Source organism: Enterococcus sp. AZ035, assembly GCF_050548325.1.
Lineage (GTDB): Bacteria > Bacillota > Bacilli > Lactobacillales > Enterococcaceae > Enterococcus > Enterococcus faecalis.
This window is the reverse complement of record NZ_CP172958.1, coordinates 2,292,501-2,309,813: the sequence shown is the minus strand read 5'-3', so window position 1 is coordinate 2,309,813 and position 17,313 is coordinate 2,292,501. Positions and strand designations below refer to the sequence as shown.

Annotated in this window: 17 protein-coding genes and 1 rRNA gene; 15 read left to right on the top strand and 3 right to left on the bottom strand. The window is 38.4% G+C overall.

Going from position 1 to position 17,313, the window contains the following annotated elements; all coding sequences use genetic code 11:
• The first annotated feature begins 74 nt into the window (after positions 1 to 74).
• The 9 genes from IGL32_RS11050 (at position 75) to IGL32_RS11010 (ending at position 9,472) form a co-directional block, all read left to right on the top strand.
• Complete coding sequence (locus tag IGL32_RS11050; protein WP_002355139.1) at positions 75 to 740, top strand: potassium channel family protein; 666 nt, start codon at positions 75 to 77, stop codon at positions 738 to 740.
• A gap of 54 nt (positions 741 to 794) precedes the next feature.
• Positions 795 to 1,124 (top strand): HesB/YadR/YfhF family protein, encoded by a 330-nt coding sequence (locus IGL32_RS11045; RefSeq protein WP_002355140.1) that lies wholly within the window; start codon positions 795 to 797, stop codon positions 1,122 to 1,124.
• Between the two features lie 203 nt (positions 1,125 to 1,327).
• The gene (locus IGL32_RS11040) at positions 1,328 to 2,266 is read left to right on the top strand and encodes a glycosyltransferase family 2 protein (RefSeq protein ID WP_033917987.1); all 939 of its coding nucleotides are present in this window, start codon (positions 1,328 to 1,330) and stop codon (positions 2,264 to 2,266) included.
• A gap of 146 nt (positions 2,267 to 2,412) precedes the next feature.
• Entirely contained in the window at positions 2,413 to 3,546 is a 1,134-nt protein-coding gene (locus IGL32_RS11035) for an ABC transporter ATP-binding protein (protein ID WP_002385276.1), read from the top strand.
• Complete coding sequence (locus IGL32_RS11030; RefSeq protein ID WP_002355143.1) at positions 3,546 to 4,421, top strand: carbohydrate ABC transporter permease; 876 nt, start codon at positions 3,546 to 3,548, stop codon at positions 4,419 to 4,421. Before IGL32_RS11035 ends, IGL32_RS11030 begins: the two co-directional genes overlap by 1 nt.
• Positions 4,422 to 4,425: 4 nt before the next feature.
• Positions 4,426 to 5,244, top strand: a complete 819-nt coding sequence (locus IGL32_RS11025; RefSeq protein ID WP_002355144.1) for a carbohydrate ABC transporter permease — start codon at positions 4,426 to 4,428, stop codon at positions 5,242 to 5,244.
• Positions 5,228 to 6,517 carry an MBL fold metallo-hydrolase gene (locus tag IGL32_RS11020; RefSeq protein ID WP_002359171.1) on the top strand — a complete coding sequence of 430 codons (1,290 nt, stop codon included), beginning with the start codon at positions 5,228 to 5,230 and terminating at the stop codon, positions 6,515 to 6,517. The genes IGL32_RS11025 and IGL32_RS11020 overlap by 17 nt, the downstream gene beginning before the upstream one ends.
• A gap of 23 nt (positions 6,518 to 6,540) precedes the next feature.
• On the top strand, positions 6,541 to 7,821 hold the full coding sequence (locus IGL32_RS11015; RefSeq protein ID WP_002359172.1) for an extracellular solute-binding protein: 1,281 nt from the start codon (positions 6,541 to 6,543) through the stop codon (positions 7,819 to 7,821).
• 97 nt (positions 7,822 to 7,918) lie between these two features.
• Complete coding sequence (locus IGL32_RS11010; RefSeq protein WP_002419148.1) at positions 7,919 to 9,472, top strand: bifunctional metallophosphatase/5'-nucleotidase; 1,554 nt, start codon at positions 7,919 to 7,921, stop codon at positions 9,470 to 9,472.
• Positions 9,473 to 9,536: 64 nt separating this feature from the next.
• Here the strand turns inward: IGL32_RS11010 and IGL32_RS11005 are convergent, their stop codons facing one another.
• Positions 9,537 to 10,499 (bottom strand): phosphoglycerate dehydrogenase, encoded by a 963-nt coding sequence (locus IGL32_RS11005; RefSeq protein ID WP_002355148.1) that lies wholly within the window; start codon positions 10,497 to 10,499, stop codon positions 9,537 to 9,539.
• A gap of 148 nt (positions 10,500 to 10,647) precedes the next feature.
• Positions 10,648 to 11,658, bottom strand: a complete 1,011-nt coding sequence (locus IGL32_RS11000; protein WP_010827753.1) for an NAD(P)/FAD-dependent oxidoreductase — start codon at positions 11,656 to 11,658, stop codon at positions 10,648 to 10,650.
• Positions 11,659 to 11,862: 204 nt separating this feature from the next.
• Between IGL32_RS11000 and IGL32_RS10995 the strand changes: the two genes are divergently transcribed.
• Both IGL32_RS10995 and IGL32_RS10990 read left to right on the top strand, forming a co-directional pair.
• Positions 11,863 to 12,453 carry a peptidylprolyl isomerase gene (locus tag IGL32_RS10995; RefSeq protein ID WP_002361120.1) on the top strand — a complete coding sequence of 197 codons (591 nt, stop codon included), beginning with the start codon at positions 11,863 to 11,865 and terminating at the stop codon, positions 12,451 to 12,453.
• 164 nt (positions 12,454 to 12,617) lie between these two features.
• A complete protein-coding gene (locus tag IGL32_RS10990; RefSeq protein ID WP_002355151.1) occupies positions 12,618 to 12,824 on the top strand; it encodes a DUF3955 domain-containing protein in 207 nt (68 codons plus the stop codon).
• A gap of 33 nt (positions 12,825 to 12,857) precedes the next feature.
• On the opposite strand, the gene IGL32_RS10985 is transcribed toward IGL32_RS10990, so the two are convergent.
• Positions 12,858 to 14,024, bottom strand: a complete 1,167-nt coding sequence (locus tag IGL32_RS10985) for a MalY/PatB family protein (protein ID WP_002381174.1) — start codon at positions 14,022 to 14,024, stop codon at positions 12,858 to 12,860.
• Positions 14,025 to 14,207: 183 nt separating this feature from the next.
• On the opposite strand from IGL32_RS10985, the gene IGL32_RS10980 reads away from it, so the two are divergent.
• From IGL32_RS10980 to IGL32_RS10965, 4 genes are all read left to right on the top strand, one after another.
• A complete protein-coding gene (locus tag IGL32_RS10980) occupies positions 14,208 to 14,576 on the top strand; it encodes a CvfD/Ygs/GSP13 family RNA-binding post-transcriptional regulator (protein WP_002365178.1) in 369 nt (122 codons plus the stop codon).
• A 64-nt stretch (positions 14,577 to 14,640) separates the two neighbouring features.
• On the top strand, positions 14,641 to 15,012 hold the full coding sequence (locus tag IGL32_RS10975) for a hypothetical protein (protein WP_002385270.1): 372 nt from the start codon (positions 14,641 to 14,643) through the stop codon (positions 15,010 to 15,012).
• A complete protein-coding gene (locus IGL32_RS10970; RefSeq protein WP_002392518.1) occupies positions 14,996 to 15,244 on the top strand; it encodes a hypothetical protein in 249 nt (82 codons plus the stop codon). Before IGL32_RS10975 ends, IGL32_RS10970 begins: the two co-directional genes overlap by 17 nt.
• Before the next feature lie 434 nt (positions 15,245 to 15,678).
• Positions 15,679 to 17,239 (top strand): 16S ribosomal RNA (locus IGL32_RS10965).
• Positions 17,240 to 17,313 lie beyond the last annotated feature (74 nt).

Here is a 17,313-nt window from a genome sequence, read left to right as displayed (position 1 = left end):
GGAAATCCTTCTAGGAATTTATTTATGGATTTGTTATACTAATTTTAACGAACAGACAGGAGCGGTCAGAAGAAATGAAACAAAATTTTGCAATTATTGGTTTAGGACGTTTTGGCGGCAGCATATGCCAAACTTTGGTGGAAGCTGGTCAAGAAGTTTTGGCCATTGACAGCAGTGAAGACCGTGTCAATGAATATATGAATATTGCAACGCATGCAGTGGTGGCTAACGCCCAAGATGAAATGACGTTGCGTTCTTTAGGAATTCGGAATTTTGATCACGTAGTGGTGGCAATTGGTGAAGATATTCAAGCGAGTATTTTAGTGACACTAATGGTTAAAGAGATGGGGGTTCCCAATGTCTTGGCCAAAGCAGTCAATGAATATCATGCCCGTGTCTTAGATAAAATTGGGGCAGACATGGTCGTTCACCCAGAGCGGGATATGGGTATTCGAATTGCTCACAAACTTGTTTCACGCAATATTTTAGATTATATTGAATTATCTAGCGAATTTTCATTAGCTGAGGTTCGGGTCACCAATCCTAAATTTTACAATAAAACCTTAGCAGAATTAAATTTCCGTCAACGATTTGGTTTAACTGTGGTAGCGATCCGCCGCTCGAAAACAGAAGTAATTGCTTCGCCAGATGCTTCTGAAATTGTTCGAGAAAACGACAATTTATTAGTTATCGGTGATACCGCAGACGTTGATTTATTAGATGAAAAAATGAATGGCTAAGCACTTTATTCTCTAAAAGCACTGCGCTGTGCTACAATAAATGGCGACAGAGATGTGAAGGAGGAACAAAGAATGAAATTAGAAGTGACACCGAAAGCCCAACAATGGTTTAAAGAAGAAACCGGGGTTCAGCCTGAGACAGGCATTCGTTTTTTCGGAAAAATTTACGGAAAAACACCTGTTCATGATGGTTTTTCCATTGCGATGTCTGTAGAAGCGCCAGATGAGCCAATGATTAAAGAGAACCTAGATGGGATTACCTATTTTATTGAAGAAACAGATGATTGGTTCTTTAAAGGGTATGATTTGATTGTTGATTATGATGAAAAGAATGATGAACCGCGTTATCAATTTGAAGCAAACCAAGAAGATTTAACAAAATAATTTTAGTGCTAAACAAAAGAGGCTGAAGTAGTGCGTAGGACTATTTCTGTTGCTTTCGTTTAACCGCTAGTCAGCCTGAGAAAAAATCGTTTTGGATTTTTTCTCAGGTTCTTTCTATTTAAGTTATTTTTAGTCGGATATCGTTATTTAATAAGGCTATTATATGGTATAATGATAATTAACTGAAGTGTGGAGGAAATAAAATGTTATCAATTGTTGTCCCTTGTTATAATGAGGAAGCAGCGATTCCGCTGTTTTTTGAAGAAGTAGAAAAAATTAGCCAGCAACTGTCTCATTCAGTAGAATATATATTTGTGAATGATGGCTCAAAAGATAATACGTTAGCTGTTTTAAGACAGCTTTATCGCGAACATCCAGAGAAGGTCCGTTATCTTTCTTTTTCACGAAATTTTGGGAAAGAAGCAGGCTTATACGCTGGTTTAAAAGAAGCAACAGGTGACTTAGTGACAGTCATGGACGTTGATTTACAAGACCCGCCTGAGTTATTACCTCAAATGATTGAGATGATTGAAACCAGTACAGATTTAGATTGTGTTGGCACACGACGCGTAACAAGAGACGGCGAACCGCCCATTCGTAGCTTTTTTGCACGGATGTTCTATAAACTCATTAATCGAATTGCTGAGACGGAAATGGTGGATGGTGCCCGTGACTTTCGTGTCATGACCCGGCAAATGGTCGATGCGATTTTAGAGTTATCTGAGTATAATCGTTTTTCAAAAGGGATCTTTAGCTGGGTCGGCTTTAAAACAGAATATATTGAATTTAAAAATCGAGAACGAATTGCTGGAGAAACCTCTTGGTCTTTCTGGAGTCTATTAAGTTATTCAATTGACGGGATTGTCAATTTTTCAGAAACACCATTGAATATCGCTTCATACGTTGGCGCCTTTTCGTGTATTGGTTCTGCACTAGCAATGTTAGTGATTATCTTTCGAACATTAGTTAATGGTGATCCAACAAGCGGCTGGCCTTCAATGGTTTGTATTGTACTTTTTGTAGGTGGTTTGCAACTATTATGTTTAGGAATTATTGGCAAATATATCGGCAAAATTTTCTTAGAAACGAAAAAACGACCAATTTATATTGTAAAGGAATCAGAAAAAGATTCTAAAAAATAACCAAAAAAGCAGAGAAAAATTCTCTGCTTTTTTGTTGTGCATTAAAAAAAGTGTGAATAGACTTTTCAGAAAAACAACATTTTTTACATAAAAAATACATTAACTTTACCTATTTTTATCTTAATGAAACAGCTTTGCTCTCGCGGTTGCAAGAAATAAATGTTAAAATCAAAAGGTATGCTATTAAATGTTTTTTTGGAGGTTGGGTCATGATAGAAGTTATCGACTTGAAAAAAGTATTCGATAATGGGTTTGAAGCGTTAAAATCGGTCAATTTTACGATTGAGCAAGGGGACTTGGTTTGTTTGTTAGGACCAAGTGGGTGTGGGAAATCCACAATTTTAAACTTAATTGCAGGTTTATTGCATCCAAGTGATGGAGATATTCAGTTTCGACAGCAATCGGTTGTCAAAACAGCACCAAAAGATCGGAACATCGGGTTCGTTTTTCAAAACTATGCCTTATATCCACATATGACTGTTCTAGAAAACGTAATGTTTCCTTTGACGGTAGGAAGTAAGAAAGTTCCCAAGGCAGAGGCACAAGCTATTGCCGAAGAATATATGAAACTAACGAATATTGAAGAGTTAAGCCATAAAAAGCCAGGCACACTTTCTGGTGGTCAACAACAGCGTGTTGCGATTACCCGGGCGTTAGTTCAAAAACCAGATGTTTTATTATTAGATGAGCCTTTAAGTAACTTGGATGCACGTTTGCGTTTGAAAATTCGTGAAGAAATCCGCCGCTTGGTGAAAGAAGTAGGCATTACAACAATCTTTGTAACGCACGACCAAGAGGAAGCGCTATCAATCAGTGATAAAATTATTTTATTAAACGAAGGGGTTATTCAACAAAATGATGAACCTCAAAACCTTTACTTAGAACCAAATAACTTATTTGTTGCTCAGTTCATAGGTAACCCAATTATTAATTTATTGTCTGTTGAAGTGAAAGACGGCAAAATGTACCATGAAAGTTTTGAAATTCCGCTTGAGCGTTTTGAGCAAGCACGCTTTAAAATGCCAATGACTGACGGGAAATATACGTTTGCTTCTCGTCCAGAAGATGTGGTACCAACTGAAACAGGTCTCTTTACCACAACGACAGATTTAGTGGAATTGATTGGTCGAGAACGTATTTTACGATTTACATTAGGAAATGAACAAGTGAAATCAATTGTAAGTGTAGAAGAAGCGATTGAAGAAGGAGACACTTTATCTTTTGATTTTTCATATAAAAAAGTATTTATCTTTAACGAAGCGGGAGACCGGGTTTACTAATGAAAAAATACAATCCAGAAAATCAACCAAAAGCATGGCTCTTCCTTCTGCCATCATTAGGAATCATTTTACTGTTTAGCGTTTATCCGCTGTTTCGTTCTTTGTGGATGAGCTTCCAAAAAGGTTCCTTAATTAACCAACGCTACGCTGGTTTAGAAAATTATCAACGTGTATTGAATGATCCAATCTTCTATAAAGCGTTAAAAAATACAGCGCTCTATGCATTTGCTGTGGTACCGATTGCCTTGATAATTTCCCTAGCAATTGCTTGGATTATCTTTGAAAAAGTTAAACATAAGAGTTTCTTTGAAACGATTTTCTTTATGCCTTATGTAACGAGTACGATTGCCATTGGGATTGTCTTCCGTTACTTCTTTAATGGCGATTATGGAATTGTCAATTACGTCTTAGGTTTTTTCGGCATTCCTTCTGTCAACTGGCTAGATAATGTTCAAATGAGTATGCCAACATTGATTATTTTTGGGGTTTGGACGAGTTTAGCATTTAATATTATTATTTTGTTGGCGGGTTTGAGAAATATTGATGAAGAACACTTTAAAATAGCGAAAATGTTTGGTGCCTCAGACGGCGAAATTTTCCGACGTATTACGTTTCCGCAATTAGTCCCGACCATTGCCTTTTTATTAACGGTCAATTTAATTGGCGCCTTTAAAGTTTATACACAAGTTTATGCTTTATTCGGTGGTCGTGCGGGGATTGCCAATAGTGCCACAACCGCAGTGTACTATATTTATGACAAATTCCACATTGCAGGGCGTCCCGGAATTGCGATGGCCGCCACAGTGATTTTATTTGTGATTATTTTAGTGGTCACTTTCTTACAAAATAAACTCTTAAAGAAAGTGGGGCAATAAGCCAATGAAAAAAGTTTTAACGATTATCGCATTTGTTTTCTTAGGCATTTTAGCCGTTATTACGTTATTTCCATTTGTCTATATGATTTTAGCTGGTTTAATGAGTTACTCTGAAGCGACCAGCATGCCGCCAACCATGTTTCCAAAACAACCACAATGGCAAAACTACACAGAGGTCTTTCAAAAAGCACCCTTTCTTCGGTATTTCTTGAACACAGTCTTTGTTTCAGGTGTTACAACGATTGCTACGGTAGTCACCGCCGTGTTAGCTTCATTCGCGTTAACGAGTTTGAAGTTCCGTTTTAAAAATGTGGTCATTGCTTTGATGATTTCGTTGTTAATGGTTCCATATGAATCTATTATCTTTACCAATTATCAAACGATTGCGCAATTAGGTTTGTTAAATACTTACAGCGCCTTAATTATTCCATTTTTAACTAGTATTTTTTATATTTACTATTTAAACGGGTATTTAAAAGGTATTCCTGATACTTTTTACAAGGCTGCCAAGATTGATGGCGCTAGTGATTTAGAATATATTTGGCGTATTTTAGTACCAATGTCAAAACCAGCGTTGGTAACAGTAGGGATTTTAACATTCATTTCTAGTTGGAATTCTTTCTTGTGGCCATTGTTGGTGACGAACGAGAAAAAATACCGTCTATTGAATAATGGACTATCGGCCTTTGCGACAGAGAGCGGTAGTGACGTACATTTACAAATGGCTGCTGCAACATTAACCGTTATTCCAATTTTAATTATTTACTTGATTTTCAGAAAAGAAATTATCAGAGGAGTTGCAAAAAATGGAATCAAAGGCTAAAACAACTGTGACTTTTCACAGTGGCATTTTAACAATTGGAGGAACCGTGATTGAAGTGGCGTATAAAGATGCCCACATCTTCTTTGATTTTGGTACAGAATTTCGACCAGAATTAGATTTGCCCGATGATCACATTGAAACCTTAATTAATAATCGTTTAGTGCCAGAATTAAAAGACTTATATGATCCACGTTTAGGTTATGAATATCATGGTGCAGAAGACAAAGAGTATCAACACACAGCTGTTTTCTTATCTCATGCCCACTTAGATCATTCACGCATGATTAATTATTTAGACCCAGCTGTTCCGTTGTACACCCTAAAAGAAACGAAAATGATTCTAAATAGTTTAAATCGAAAAGGTGATTTTTTGATTCCATCACCGTTTGAAGAAAAGAATTTTACCCGAGAAATGATTGGTCTTAATAAAAACGATGTGATTAAAGTTGGCGAAATTTCAGTGGAAATCGTGCCTGTTGATCATGATGCGTACGGTGCTTCGGCATTACTGATTCGCACGCCTGACCATTTCATCACATACACAGGTGATTTGCGCTTACATGGCCATAATCGTGAAGAGACTTTAGCTTTTTGTGAAAAAGCCAAACATACTGAATTATTAATGATGGAAGGCGTAAGCATTAGCTTCCCAGAACGTGAACCAGATCCAGCCCAAATAGCGGTTGTCAGTGAAGAAGATCTTGTTCAGCACTTGGTTCGTTTAGAACTAGAAAACCCGAATCGACAAATTACCTTTAATGGTTATCCAGCAAACGTGGAACGTTTTGCTAAGATTATTGAAAAGTCACCACGTACAGTCGTTTTAGAAGCAAATATGGCTGCGTTGTTACTTGAAGTATTTGGAATAGAAGTTCGTTATTATTATGCTGAATCTGGTAAAATACCAGAATTGAATCCAGCGTTAGAAATCCCGTATGACACGTTACTAAAGGACAAAACAGACTATTTGTGGCAAGTTGTGAACCAGTTTGACAACCTCCAAGAAGGTAGTTTATACATTCACAGTGATGCACAACCGTTAGGAGACTTTGATCCACAGTATCGCGTGTTTTTAGATTTGTTGGCTAAAAAAGACATTACTTTTGTCCGTTTAGCTTGTTCAGGACATGCAATTCCAGAAGATCTGGATAAAATTATTGCATTGATTGAACCTCAAGTATTGGTTCCAATCCATACGTTAAAACCAGAAAAACTGGAAAACCCGTATGGTGAAAGAATATTGCCAGAACGTGGCGAGCAAATTGTTTTATAAATTTTTTTAAGGGAGAGAAAAAAATGAAGTTCAAAACTCTAGCAACAACAGTGTTAGCAACCGCAGCTATTTTCGCATTGGGGGCTTGTGGTAACGGTAATGGGGCCAAAGAATCAAACGATATTGTGAAAGAAGTGAAGGAAGATACGACAATCACTTTCTGGCATGCAATGAATGGGGTTCAAGAAGAAGCGTTAACAAAATTAACGAAAGACTTCATGAAAGAAAATCCAAAAATTAAAGTGGAATTACAAAATCAATCTGCTTACCCTGATTTACAAGCCAAAATCAATTCGACTTTAACTTCACCAAAAGATTTACCAACAATTACGCAAGCGTACCCAGGCTGGTTATGGAATGCTGCACAAGATGAAATGTTAGTGGACTTAAAACCATATATGGATGATGACACAATCGGCTGGAAAGATGCAGAGCCAATTCGTGAAGTATTGTTAGACGGCGCCAAAATCGACGGCAAACAATACGGCATTCCATTTAATAAATCGACAGAAATGTTATTCTATAATGCTGATTTGTTGAAAGAATATGGTGTTGAAGTACCGAAAACATTAGAGGAATTAAAAGAAGCTTCTAAAACAATTTACGAAAAATCCAACAAAGAAGTCGTTGGTGCTGGTTTTGACTCGTTAAATAACTATTACGCAATTGGAATGAAAAACAAAGGCGTTGATTTTAATAAAGACTTAGATTTAACAAGCAAAGATTCACAAGAAGTCGTGGACTATTACCGTGATGGTATCGAAGCAGGTTACTTCCGCACAGCTGGTTCAGATAAATATTTATCTGGCCCATTTGCAAACAAAAAGGTAGCAATGTTTGTCGGTAGTATTGCTGGTGCTGGTTTTGTTCAAAAAGATGCTGAAGCTGGTGGCTATGAATACGGTGTTGCACCACGTCCTGAAAAAATCAACTTACAACAAGGAACAGATATTTATATGTTCGATAGTGCTACGCCAGAACAACGGACAGCGGCATTTGAATTCATGAAATTCTTAGCTACTCCTGATTCACAATTGTACTGGGCACAACAAACAGGTTATATGCCAATTTTAGAATCTGTTTTACACAGTGATGAGTACAAAAATTCTAAGACAACCAAAGTACCTGCACAACTTGAAAACGCAGTAAAAGATTTATTCGCTATCCCAGTAGAAGAAAATGCTGATTCAGCCTATAATGAAATGCGGACAATTATGGAAAGTATTTTTGCTTCATCAAATAAAGACACGAAAAAATTATTGAAAGATGCAACATCACAATTTGAACAAGCATGGAACCAATAATCAATAAATAAACAGACGTGGGAGGTTGGGATCTGAGTCGTTATGGCTCGTGTTCTAACCTTCCTGTTCTTTTGGGCGGAAGAAGGAGAGAAACAAAATGCAAATAAAAATTTTAGCAACAAGTGATATGCATGGGTATATTATGCCGACAAGTTATAGTGAAAAAAAGATGGATTTGCCTTTTGGAACCGCAAAAGCAGCAACCATGCTGAAAAAGTTACGGGCGTCTGCCAAAGGACCAGTTTTTCAAATTGAAAATGGGGATTTTATTCAAGGTTCGCCGCTTAGTTACTACGTAAGAAAAGCAGAAACACATTCAGTGGAAGCCATCACTAAAATCATTAATCAAATGAATTATGATGTTAGCATTTTAGGCAACCATGAATTTAATTACGGTTTAGATTATTTAAAGGAAACGATTGCCAGTTATCAACAGCCAGTTTTAGCTGCCAATATTCTTGGTAAAGATGGACAACCTTATTTCGGTCAGCCGTATGTCATCATAGAAAAACAAGGGGTTAAAGTAGCCATCCTTGGCGTGACGACCCAATATATTCCTCATTGGGAACAGCCGGCAACAGTCAAAGATTTAACGTTTAAAAGTGTCGTTGAAACAGCGGCGGAATACGTGCCAAAACTGCGGGAAGAAGCAGACCTAGTTGTTGTCGCTTACCATGGCGGTTTTGAAAAAGATTTAGAAACAGGGGAACCCACGGAATTACTAACAGGAGAAAATGAAGGCTACGATTTATTGGAAAAAGTTCCTGGGATTGATGCCTTAGTCACTGGTCACCAACATCGAGAAATTGCTACAAAACTGAATGGAATACCTGTGATTCAACCAGGTTTTCGAGGAGCTTTTGTTGGAGAAATTACTTTAGAAATTGAACCTATGGCTAAAGGCTATCGCGTTATTGGAAGTGACGCAGCTATTCATCCTGTTGGAAACGAACAACCAGATGCAGAAGTTTTAGCTTTGACAACAGCGTTACATGACGAGGTAGAAGAGTGGCTTGATCAACCAGTGGGAAATGTGGAAGGGGATATGACGATTCAAAATCCGAATGCCGTACGCCTCAAAGAACATCCATATATAGAATTTATTAATAACGTCCAAATGGCTTCAAGCGGAACGGATATTTCAGGGACTGCACTTTTTAACAATGAAGGCAAAGGGTTTAATAACCAAATTACGATGCGCGATATCATTACCAACTATATTTATCCAAATACTTTGGCTGTATTGCGTGTCACTGGACAAGACCTCCGTGAAGCGTTAGAACAAAGCGCTACTTATTTTGTGTTAGAAAAAGGCCAACCAATTTTTAACCCGAAATATGTCGATCCAAAACCACAATACTATAATTATGATATGTATGAAGGCATTGAGTATACGCTTGATTTAAGACAACCGTTTGGTGAAAGAGTGACGAAACTTAATTATCATGGCAAAGCAGTGCAAGCAGAAGATGTTTTGGAAATCGTGACAAATCAATACCGTGCAGTCGGTGGCGGAAACTATCAAATGTTCCAACCTGAAAAAATTATTCGAGAAATCCAAATTGATATGACGGAACTGATTGCAGAATATTTAAAAAAACATCCAATCATTCAAGCGTCGACAAATGATAACTTCAAGGTTATCTGGTAAAAAATAGCAAAAAAAGCCTTCAACCATGCAATTACTTGAAAGATGGTTGAAGGCCTTTTTTGAGTTAATAGCCTTTTTTTAAGGAAACTTGGTTTTTGACGAGGGTCTGATCCGTCACAAATTGATTTAAGTTTGGAATAAAAATCGCCAGTAATTTTGATTTGAATTTCGGTGTCATGCCAGAAATATGAGGTGTTAATAAAACATTCTGCATCTCCCATAAAGGGCTATCTTCGGGAAGAGGTTCTTCTTCAAAGACATCTAAGGCAGCAAAAGCAATGGTTTTATTGTTTAAGGCAGTTATCAAATCGTTCGTTGCTACTGAGGCGCCGCGACCAACATTTACGAAAATTGTTTCAGGAGCCATTTTTTCAAAAAGTGCCTGATTGTATAAATGTTTTGTTGTTTCAGTCAAAGGAAGAATGTTCACAACAATGGACATTTCATGGATAATTTTACTCATATTCTTCTGTGAATAGCATTCAATGAAGCCTTCCGTCACATGTCCAGAGGTATTCACGCCATAAACTTGAAGATTTAAACCTTTAGCAAATTTAGCTAATTGTTGTCCGATTTGCCCGGTGCCTACGATTAACATTTTTTGCCCAGAAAGTTGTTGATAGGAAGGGGCTGTTTGATTCCATGTGTGTTGCATTTGTTGTTGGATACTTTCTTGCAGTCCGCGGGTATGTGCTAATAAAACGCCTAAAACATGTTCTGAGATAGAAACACTATGGATTCCGCTACCATTAGACAACAGAATGCCTTTTTCTCTTAATTTATCAAAATCCATATAATCAGCACCAGCAGAAATGAGCTGAATCCATTTTAGGTGACTAGTATCAGAGGCTAATAAACGCGGACCAATTTCTTTATGCCAGCCTAACATAATTTCGATTGCCTCTTCTTCAGCAGAGGATAAATGATCGGTAGATGTTTTAACTAGATAATTGGGCGCCACAGCTTTCACTTGTTCCAGTTGTTCTTCGTTGAATACTTCATTTAAATAAATAATTGGTTGGTTCATCTTTCTTCCTCCTAGCACTTTTTATTGTATCAAAAATAAATTTAAAAGAGAAAAAGAAAGGCTTTTCAGTAAAGCAGAAAGCCAAGGACAAAAATCCGATTTAGATTTTTGTCCTTGGCTTAAAAACTGCTAAAGTCCAGTGCTAACCTTATTTAGGTACGCCGTTTTCAAATAAACTTGTACTATGAACTGGTTGACGTCGAGCATCGGGCCGTAAGTAATGTAAAGCATTATTTACGGCAGTAGGTGCCTCACCAAATCCTGTAGCGATTAATTTCACTTTTCCCTCATAGAAACAGATATCCCCTACAGCGTATACACCAGGAATGTTAGTTGACATATCGGAATGAACATTAATAGCATTTCTAGAAACGTCTAATCCCCATTCTTTGAGGTGTGTTAAAGAAGAAGTGAAGCCATAATTGATAATTAAATCATCCAGAGGGAGATCCAATGTTTGGTCACCTTTTGTCTCCGTTAATTGGATGCCTGTGAACGTTTCATTTTCCTTCAAAATATCACTAATGATATAAGGAGTTCTGATAGAAACGCTAGATTTTTCCAGTTGTTCCACGCTATGTTCGTGGCCGCGAAATTGTGGGCGACGATGGATAATAGATACTTCTTCTGCAACGTTTTCTAGCATTAAAGCCCAGTCAATTGCGGAATCGCCGCCACCAGCAATCGCAACTTTTTTGCCAGCGAATTTTTTCATGTCAGTCACATAATAATGGATTGACTCACCTTCAAAGGCTTCAACATTTTCGATAGCTAAACGTCGAGGTTGGAAAGCGCCGTTACCAATCGCAAAGATAACCGTTTTAGAATAATGTGTGCCTTTAGTTGTGTCTAAGCGCAAAAGTCCATCTGCTTCCTGTGCAAGGTGTGTGACCTCTTCTTCCAAGCAAACATCGTGCTGAAATGGCTGCATCTGTTTTTCCAAATTGGCAATTAACTCACCGGCTTTAATAGCAGGGAATCCAGGAATATCATAAATATATTTTTCGGGATACAGCATTGTTAGCTGACCACCTAATTGCGGCAGGCTATCAATGATTTTCGTTTTCGCTTTACGAATTCCCGCATAAAAAGCGGCAAATAATCCAACAGGACCGCCGCCGATAATCGTTAAATCATAAATATCTTTTTCATCAGACATTTGAAAATTCCTCCTAATTCATTTAGGGTTGAGACAACTATTGATCGTTTTGCGAACACTTCACAAAATAGCACGGCTTTTCAAAAAAAGCAAGTTTGGCTAACGAATCAAAGCATTCTTTAATCATTGGAAAAAGATCATAGCAATTTTCAGCATTTTTCGATATGATGGAACTATAAAATAATTATCTAGGAGGACATTCTCATGTCACAATTTCCACAATTAGATTTAGAAAATGCTAAAGGCCCAAAAGCGGTCATTAAAACAAACCGAGGCGACATCACTGTTCAATTATTCCCAGAACAAGCGCCTAAAACGGTTGAAAATTTTGTTGAATTAGCGAAAAAGGGCTACTATGATGGCGTTATTTTCCATCGTGTGATTCCTGATTTTATGATTCAAGGCGGTGACCCAACCGGAACAGGAATGGGCGGCGAAAGTATTTATGGAGAAGCATTTGAGGATGAATTTTCTCGGGATGTTTTCAATTTGCGTGGCGCATTGTCAATGGCAAATGCTGGTCCTAACACAAATGGTAGCCAATTCTTTGTTGTTACTAATCAAAATGTTCCAGCTCAAATGATGAGTCAGTTAGAAGACGCTGGTTTTCCAGAAGAAATTATTGAAGCTTACAAACAAGGCGGAACACCTTGGTTAGACTTCCGTCATACTGTTTTTGGTCATGTTGTTGATGGTATGGATGTAGTGGATGAAATTGGTGGAGTCCAACGGGATGCCCAAGACCGTCCAACATTTGACGTCGTGATGGACACAGTTGAAATCATTGGTGAATAAGTTTAACCAATTGAAAAAGAGAGTACCAACGAGGGACAAATTCGTTGGTACTCTTTATTTTTTTCTTAAAACGACTAACTTTTTTTTAAAAGCATCCAAATCGCTTCTTTTAATGAAGTCTTTATAGGATACTGAATTAAAGAATAGAAGGAGAGGAAGCGAATTTGTTAGAAAAATACAGATATCCAATGGCCTTGGCTTTGTTTGCAGTAATACTCCCATTTATAGGAACGTTTTTTACGTATGTAGATCAGCAAGGAATCGTTCATGAACCAGGATTTTATACAATCATAATTGGAGAAATTTTACTTCTATTTTCAGGTATCTGGTTCGTCAGAGTTTATTTAGCTAAACGCAAAAGAAAGAATTAAAAACAGCTGTCCTAAAAACTAGGACAGCTGTTTTTAATTAAAGGCTTTTTTGATACGTAAAAGGCCTTCTTCGAGAGTTTCTTTTGAACAAGCTAAGTTTAAACGCATGTGTTGAGAACCTTGGGGACCAAAACTAATTCCTGGATTTAAAACCACTTTCCCCTTATGAATTAAGGTATCGCGAAGTTCCCGATCCGTTAGCGAATAAGAACTAAAATCTAACCATAAAAGATAGGTTCCTTCAGGTTCCATTACACGAACGCTAGGCAGCTCTTCACGGAAAAAGGAAAGGGCAAAATCAATATTTTCTTTTAAATAATCAAGTAACGCCGTTAGCCATTCTTCCCCTGTTTGATAGGCAGCTGCCGTTCCAACGTAGCCAAAAGTATTGATGCCGCCTTGATGATTTTTGTCTTGTAAAGATACGAAAGATTGCCGTAGTTTTTCATTAGGAATGAACAGCATTGAATTTTTAATCCCCGCTAAATTAAAGGTTTTGGTTGCCGCTGTTAAGGTAACAGTGAATTCCTTAAATGTTTCATCAGCGACAGTGAAGGAAGTGAAGGTATGCGGTTTGAAAATCAAATCCTGATGAATTTCATCGCTAACCACAGTTACTTGGTGTTTTTGGCATAAACGGCCAATTGCTAGCAATTCTTCTTTTGTCCAAACACGTCCACCAGGATTATGGGGATTACAAAAAAGTAACAGTTTCACTTTTTCTTCGATTATCTGTTGTTCCATTTTAACCAAATCAACTTCATAATGTCCGTTAACTTCTAGTAAAGAATGGCGCACAAGTCTACGCTCATTTTGTTTTACCACATCTGCAAAAGGGGGGTAGACTGGATCACAAATCATGACAGAATCAGCAGGTGCTGTATACGCTTGAACGGCTGTGGCCAAACTGGGTACCACGCCACTATTAAACAAAATTTCTTCTTTTTCAACAATCAATTGATGGTGTTGCCGTTGCCAATCTTGAATTGCTTGATACAGTTCATTAGGTGCAATCGCATATCCTAGAATGCCCTGTTCAATAACTTGTGACAAGGCATCAAGAATAGGCTGATGTACTTTGAAATCCATATCAGCAACCCATAAAGGTAGTAAATCTTTTTCGTGGTAACTCGTTTCAACGGTGTCCCATTTAACACAATTCGTGTGGCGACGATCAATGGTTTCATTAAAATTAAACATAAGATAACTCCTTTTCTTCTATATAAAGTCTTACTTCCTATAGTATAGTAGATTTTGCTTAAAAGATGAAACAATAGTTTTAACAACTAGGGAAGAAATAATGCACAAACGTTGAAAAAATGCTATTATTTTAAATGAGTAGAAACGGAAAAAGAAATTTATCGTATGAAAAGAGGAAATTTGATGAAGTACAAAATTGGTATGGTACTTTCTGGCACAATTACCGGACTTCAACCATATGGCGCATTTGTTTCTTTAGACGAAGAAACACAAGGACTGATTCATGTTTCGGAAGTACAAGCTGGCTTTACCAAAAATATCCATGGACTCTTAACCGTTGGACAAAAAGTAACCGTTCAAGTTATTGATGTTGATGAATATTCTCAAAAGATTAGCTTATCTTTACGAACCCTTGAAGACAAAGTTCATTCAGTGAACCATCGACGCAAAAAATATTTTACGGATAAGAATAAAAAAATTGGCTTTGCAACCTTAGACAAAGAACTTCCAGAATGGATTGATGAAGCAATGGATAAGTTGCTTGAAAAATAATTCTGTATTTTTTCAGAAAGTGTGTTACAATTTCTTTTGTTAGTGAATCTAAAAATTAATTGAGGTGGATGTCGTGTCTAACAAAAAAGTCGCTGGAACAATCATACTGAACTTAAACGATGGTAGTAAAAAATTTTTGATGCATCCAATAGGTGAAGCGATTGAGTTTGCGATGGCAAAAGTTTCTGATGAGATGACGGGTTTAGCTAGTATGCTACAATGGTTCAAAGAAGAGGTTCAATTGGACGTTACTTCAATTAGCTTAGTAGAATTAACTAACGCGCATATCAATAAAGAAAATGTTCCGCTGTTTGTCTTCGAGATGGATGAACAAGCACTTAAAAATGAAATGGATAAAGACTATACATGGGTAGCGCCTGCAGAATTAAAAACGATTTGGTCAAAATATCATATTGAAGGTGTCCCAATGTTTTAAACAAAAAAGAAAGAATCTGTCGATAATTGAACAGATTCTTTCTTTTTTTATGTTGTACGTAAAAAAGTTAATCGAACTATTTCAAATATATGATTCAAATTGTTCGATTTTTAGTAAGGAATTAAACTGTTTTGATAGACAATTAGGATTTAAAAAGTTTAAAAACGAAATAATTGAAAAGAATGAAAACAGATTGAAAACTTCTTTTAATTTTTTTGAAAAAAAGTGTTGACCAAACATCAAAATCTTGATATATTATTACATGTCGCAAGGCGAGTCACACAGCTGAGCGATTCAGAAATCAATAATTAAATAACAATTCTTGATTTCGAATCTCTCGAAAAAAGTTTGAAAAAACAACAAAAAAGTTGTTGACAAATAACGAACGAGATGATAAGATATAGAAGTTGTCACAACAGACAACAACAACCGAGCGAAACAACTTAAAAAACTTTTTTAAAAAAAGTTCTTGACATTCAAACGAAAGTTTGTTATGATATAAAAGTTGCTGCGAGGTAACGTAGACCTTTGAAAACTGAACAAAGAATAGACGAACCAAATGTGTAGGGCGTCTTGATTCAATTCAAGACAACAAACATTTTTAACAAGCAAGCAATATGCTAGCAAACAAATTGAGCTTAACAATCGTAAGATTGTTCTAACTTTTATTATGAGAGTTTGATCCTGGCTCAGGACGAACGCTGGCGGCGTGCCTAATACATGCAAGTCGAACGCTTCTTTCCTCCCGAGTGCTTGCACTCAATTGGAAAGAGGAGTGGCGGACGGGTGAGTAACACGTGGGTAACCTACCCATCAGAGGGGGATAACACTTGGAAACAGGTGCTAATACCGCATAACAGTTTATGCCGCATGGCATAAGAGTGAAAGGCGCTTTCGGGTGTCGCTGATGGATGGACCCGCGGTGCATTAGCTAGTTGGTGAGGTAACGGCTCACCAAGGCCACGATGCATAGCCGACCTGAGAGGGTGATCGGCCACACTGGGACTGAGACACGGCCCAGACTCCTACGGGAGGCAGCAGTAGGGAATCTTCGGCAATGGACGAAAGTCTGACCGAGCAACGCCGCGTGAGTGAAGAAGGTTTTCGGATCGTAAAACTCTGTTGTTAGAGAAGAACAAGGACGTTAGTAACTGAACGTCCCCTGACGGTATCTAACCAGAAAGCCACGGCTAACTACGTGCCAGCAGCCGCGGTAATACGTAGGTGGCAAGCGTTGTCCGGATTTATTGGGCGTAAAGCGAGCGCAGGCGGTTTCTTAAGTCTGATGTGAAAGCCCCCGGCTCAACCGGGGAGGGTCATTGGAAACTGGGAGACTTGAGTGCAGAAGAGGAGAGTGGAATTCCATGTGTAGCGGTGAAATGCGTAGATATATGGAGGAACACCAGTGGCGAAGGCGGCTCTCTGGTCTGTAACTGACGCTGAGGCTCGAAAGCGTGGGGAGCAAACAGGATTAGATACCCTGGTAGTCCACGCCGTAAACGATGAGTGCTAAGTGTTGGAGGGTTTCCGCCCTTCAGTGCTGCAGCAAACGCATTAAGCACTCCGCCTGGGGAGTACGACCGCAAGGTTGAAACTCAAAGGAATTGACGGGGGCCCGCACAAGCGGTGGAGCATGTGGTTTAATTCGAAGCAACGCGAAGAACCTTACCAGGTCTTGACATCCTTTGACCACTCTAGAGATAGAGCTTTCCCTTCGGGGACAAAGTGACAGGTGGTGCATGGTTGTCGTCAGCTCGTGTCGTGAGATGTTGGGTTAAGTCCCGCAACGAGCGCAACCCTTATTGTTAGTTGCCATCATTTAGTTGGGCACTCTAGCGAGACTGCCGGTGACAAACCGGAGGAAGGTGGGGATGACGTCAAATCATCATGCCCCTTATGACCTGGGCTACACACGTGCTACAATGGGAAGTACAACGAGTCGCTAGACCGCGAGGTCATGCAAATCTCTTAAAGCTTCTCTCAGTTCGGATTGCAGGCTGCAACTCGCCTGCATGAAGCCGGAATCGCTAGTAATCGCGGATCAGCACGCCGCGGTGAATACGTTCCCGGGCCTTGTACACACCGCCCGTCACACCACGAGAGTTTGTAACACCCGAAGTCGGTGAGGTAACCTTTTTGGAGCCAGCCGCCTAAGGTGGGATAGATGATTGGGGTGAAGTCGTAACAAGGTAGCCGTATCGGAAGGTGCGGCTGGATCACCTCCTTTCTAAGGAATATTACGGAAATACACATTTCGTCTTTACTTTGTTCAGTTTTGAGAGGTCTACTCTCAATCAAATA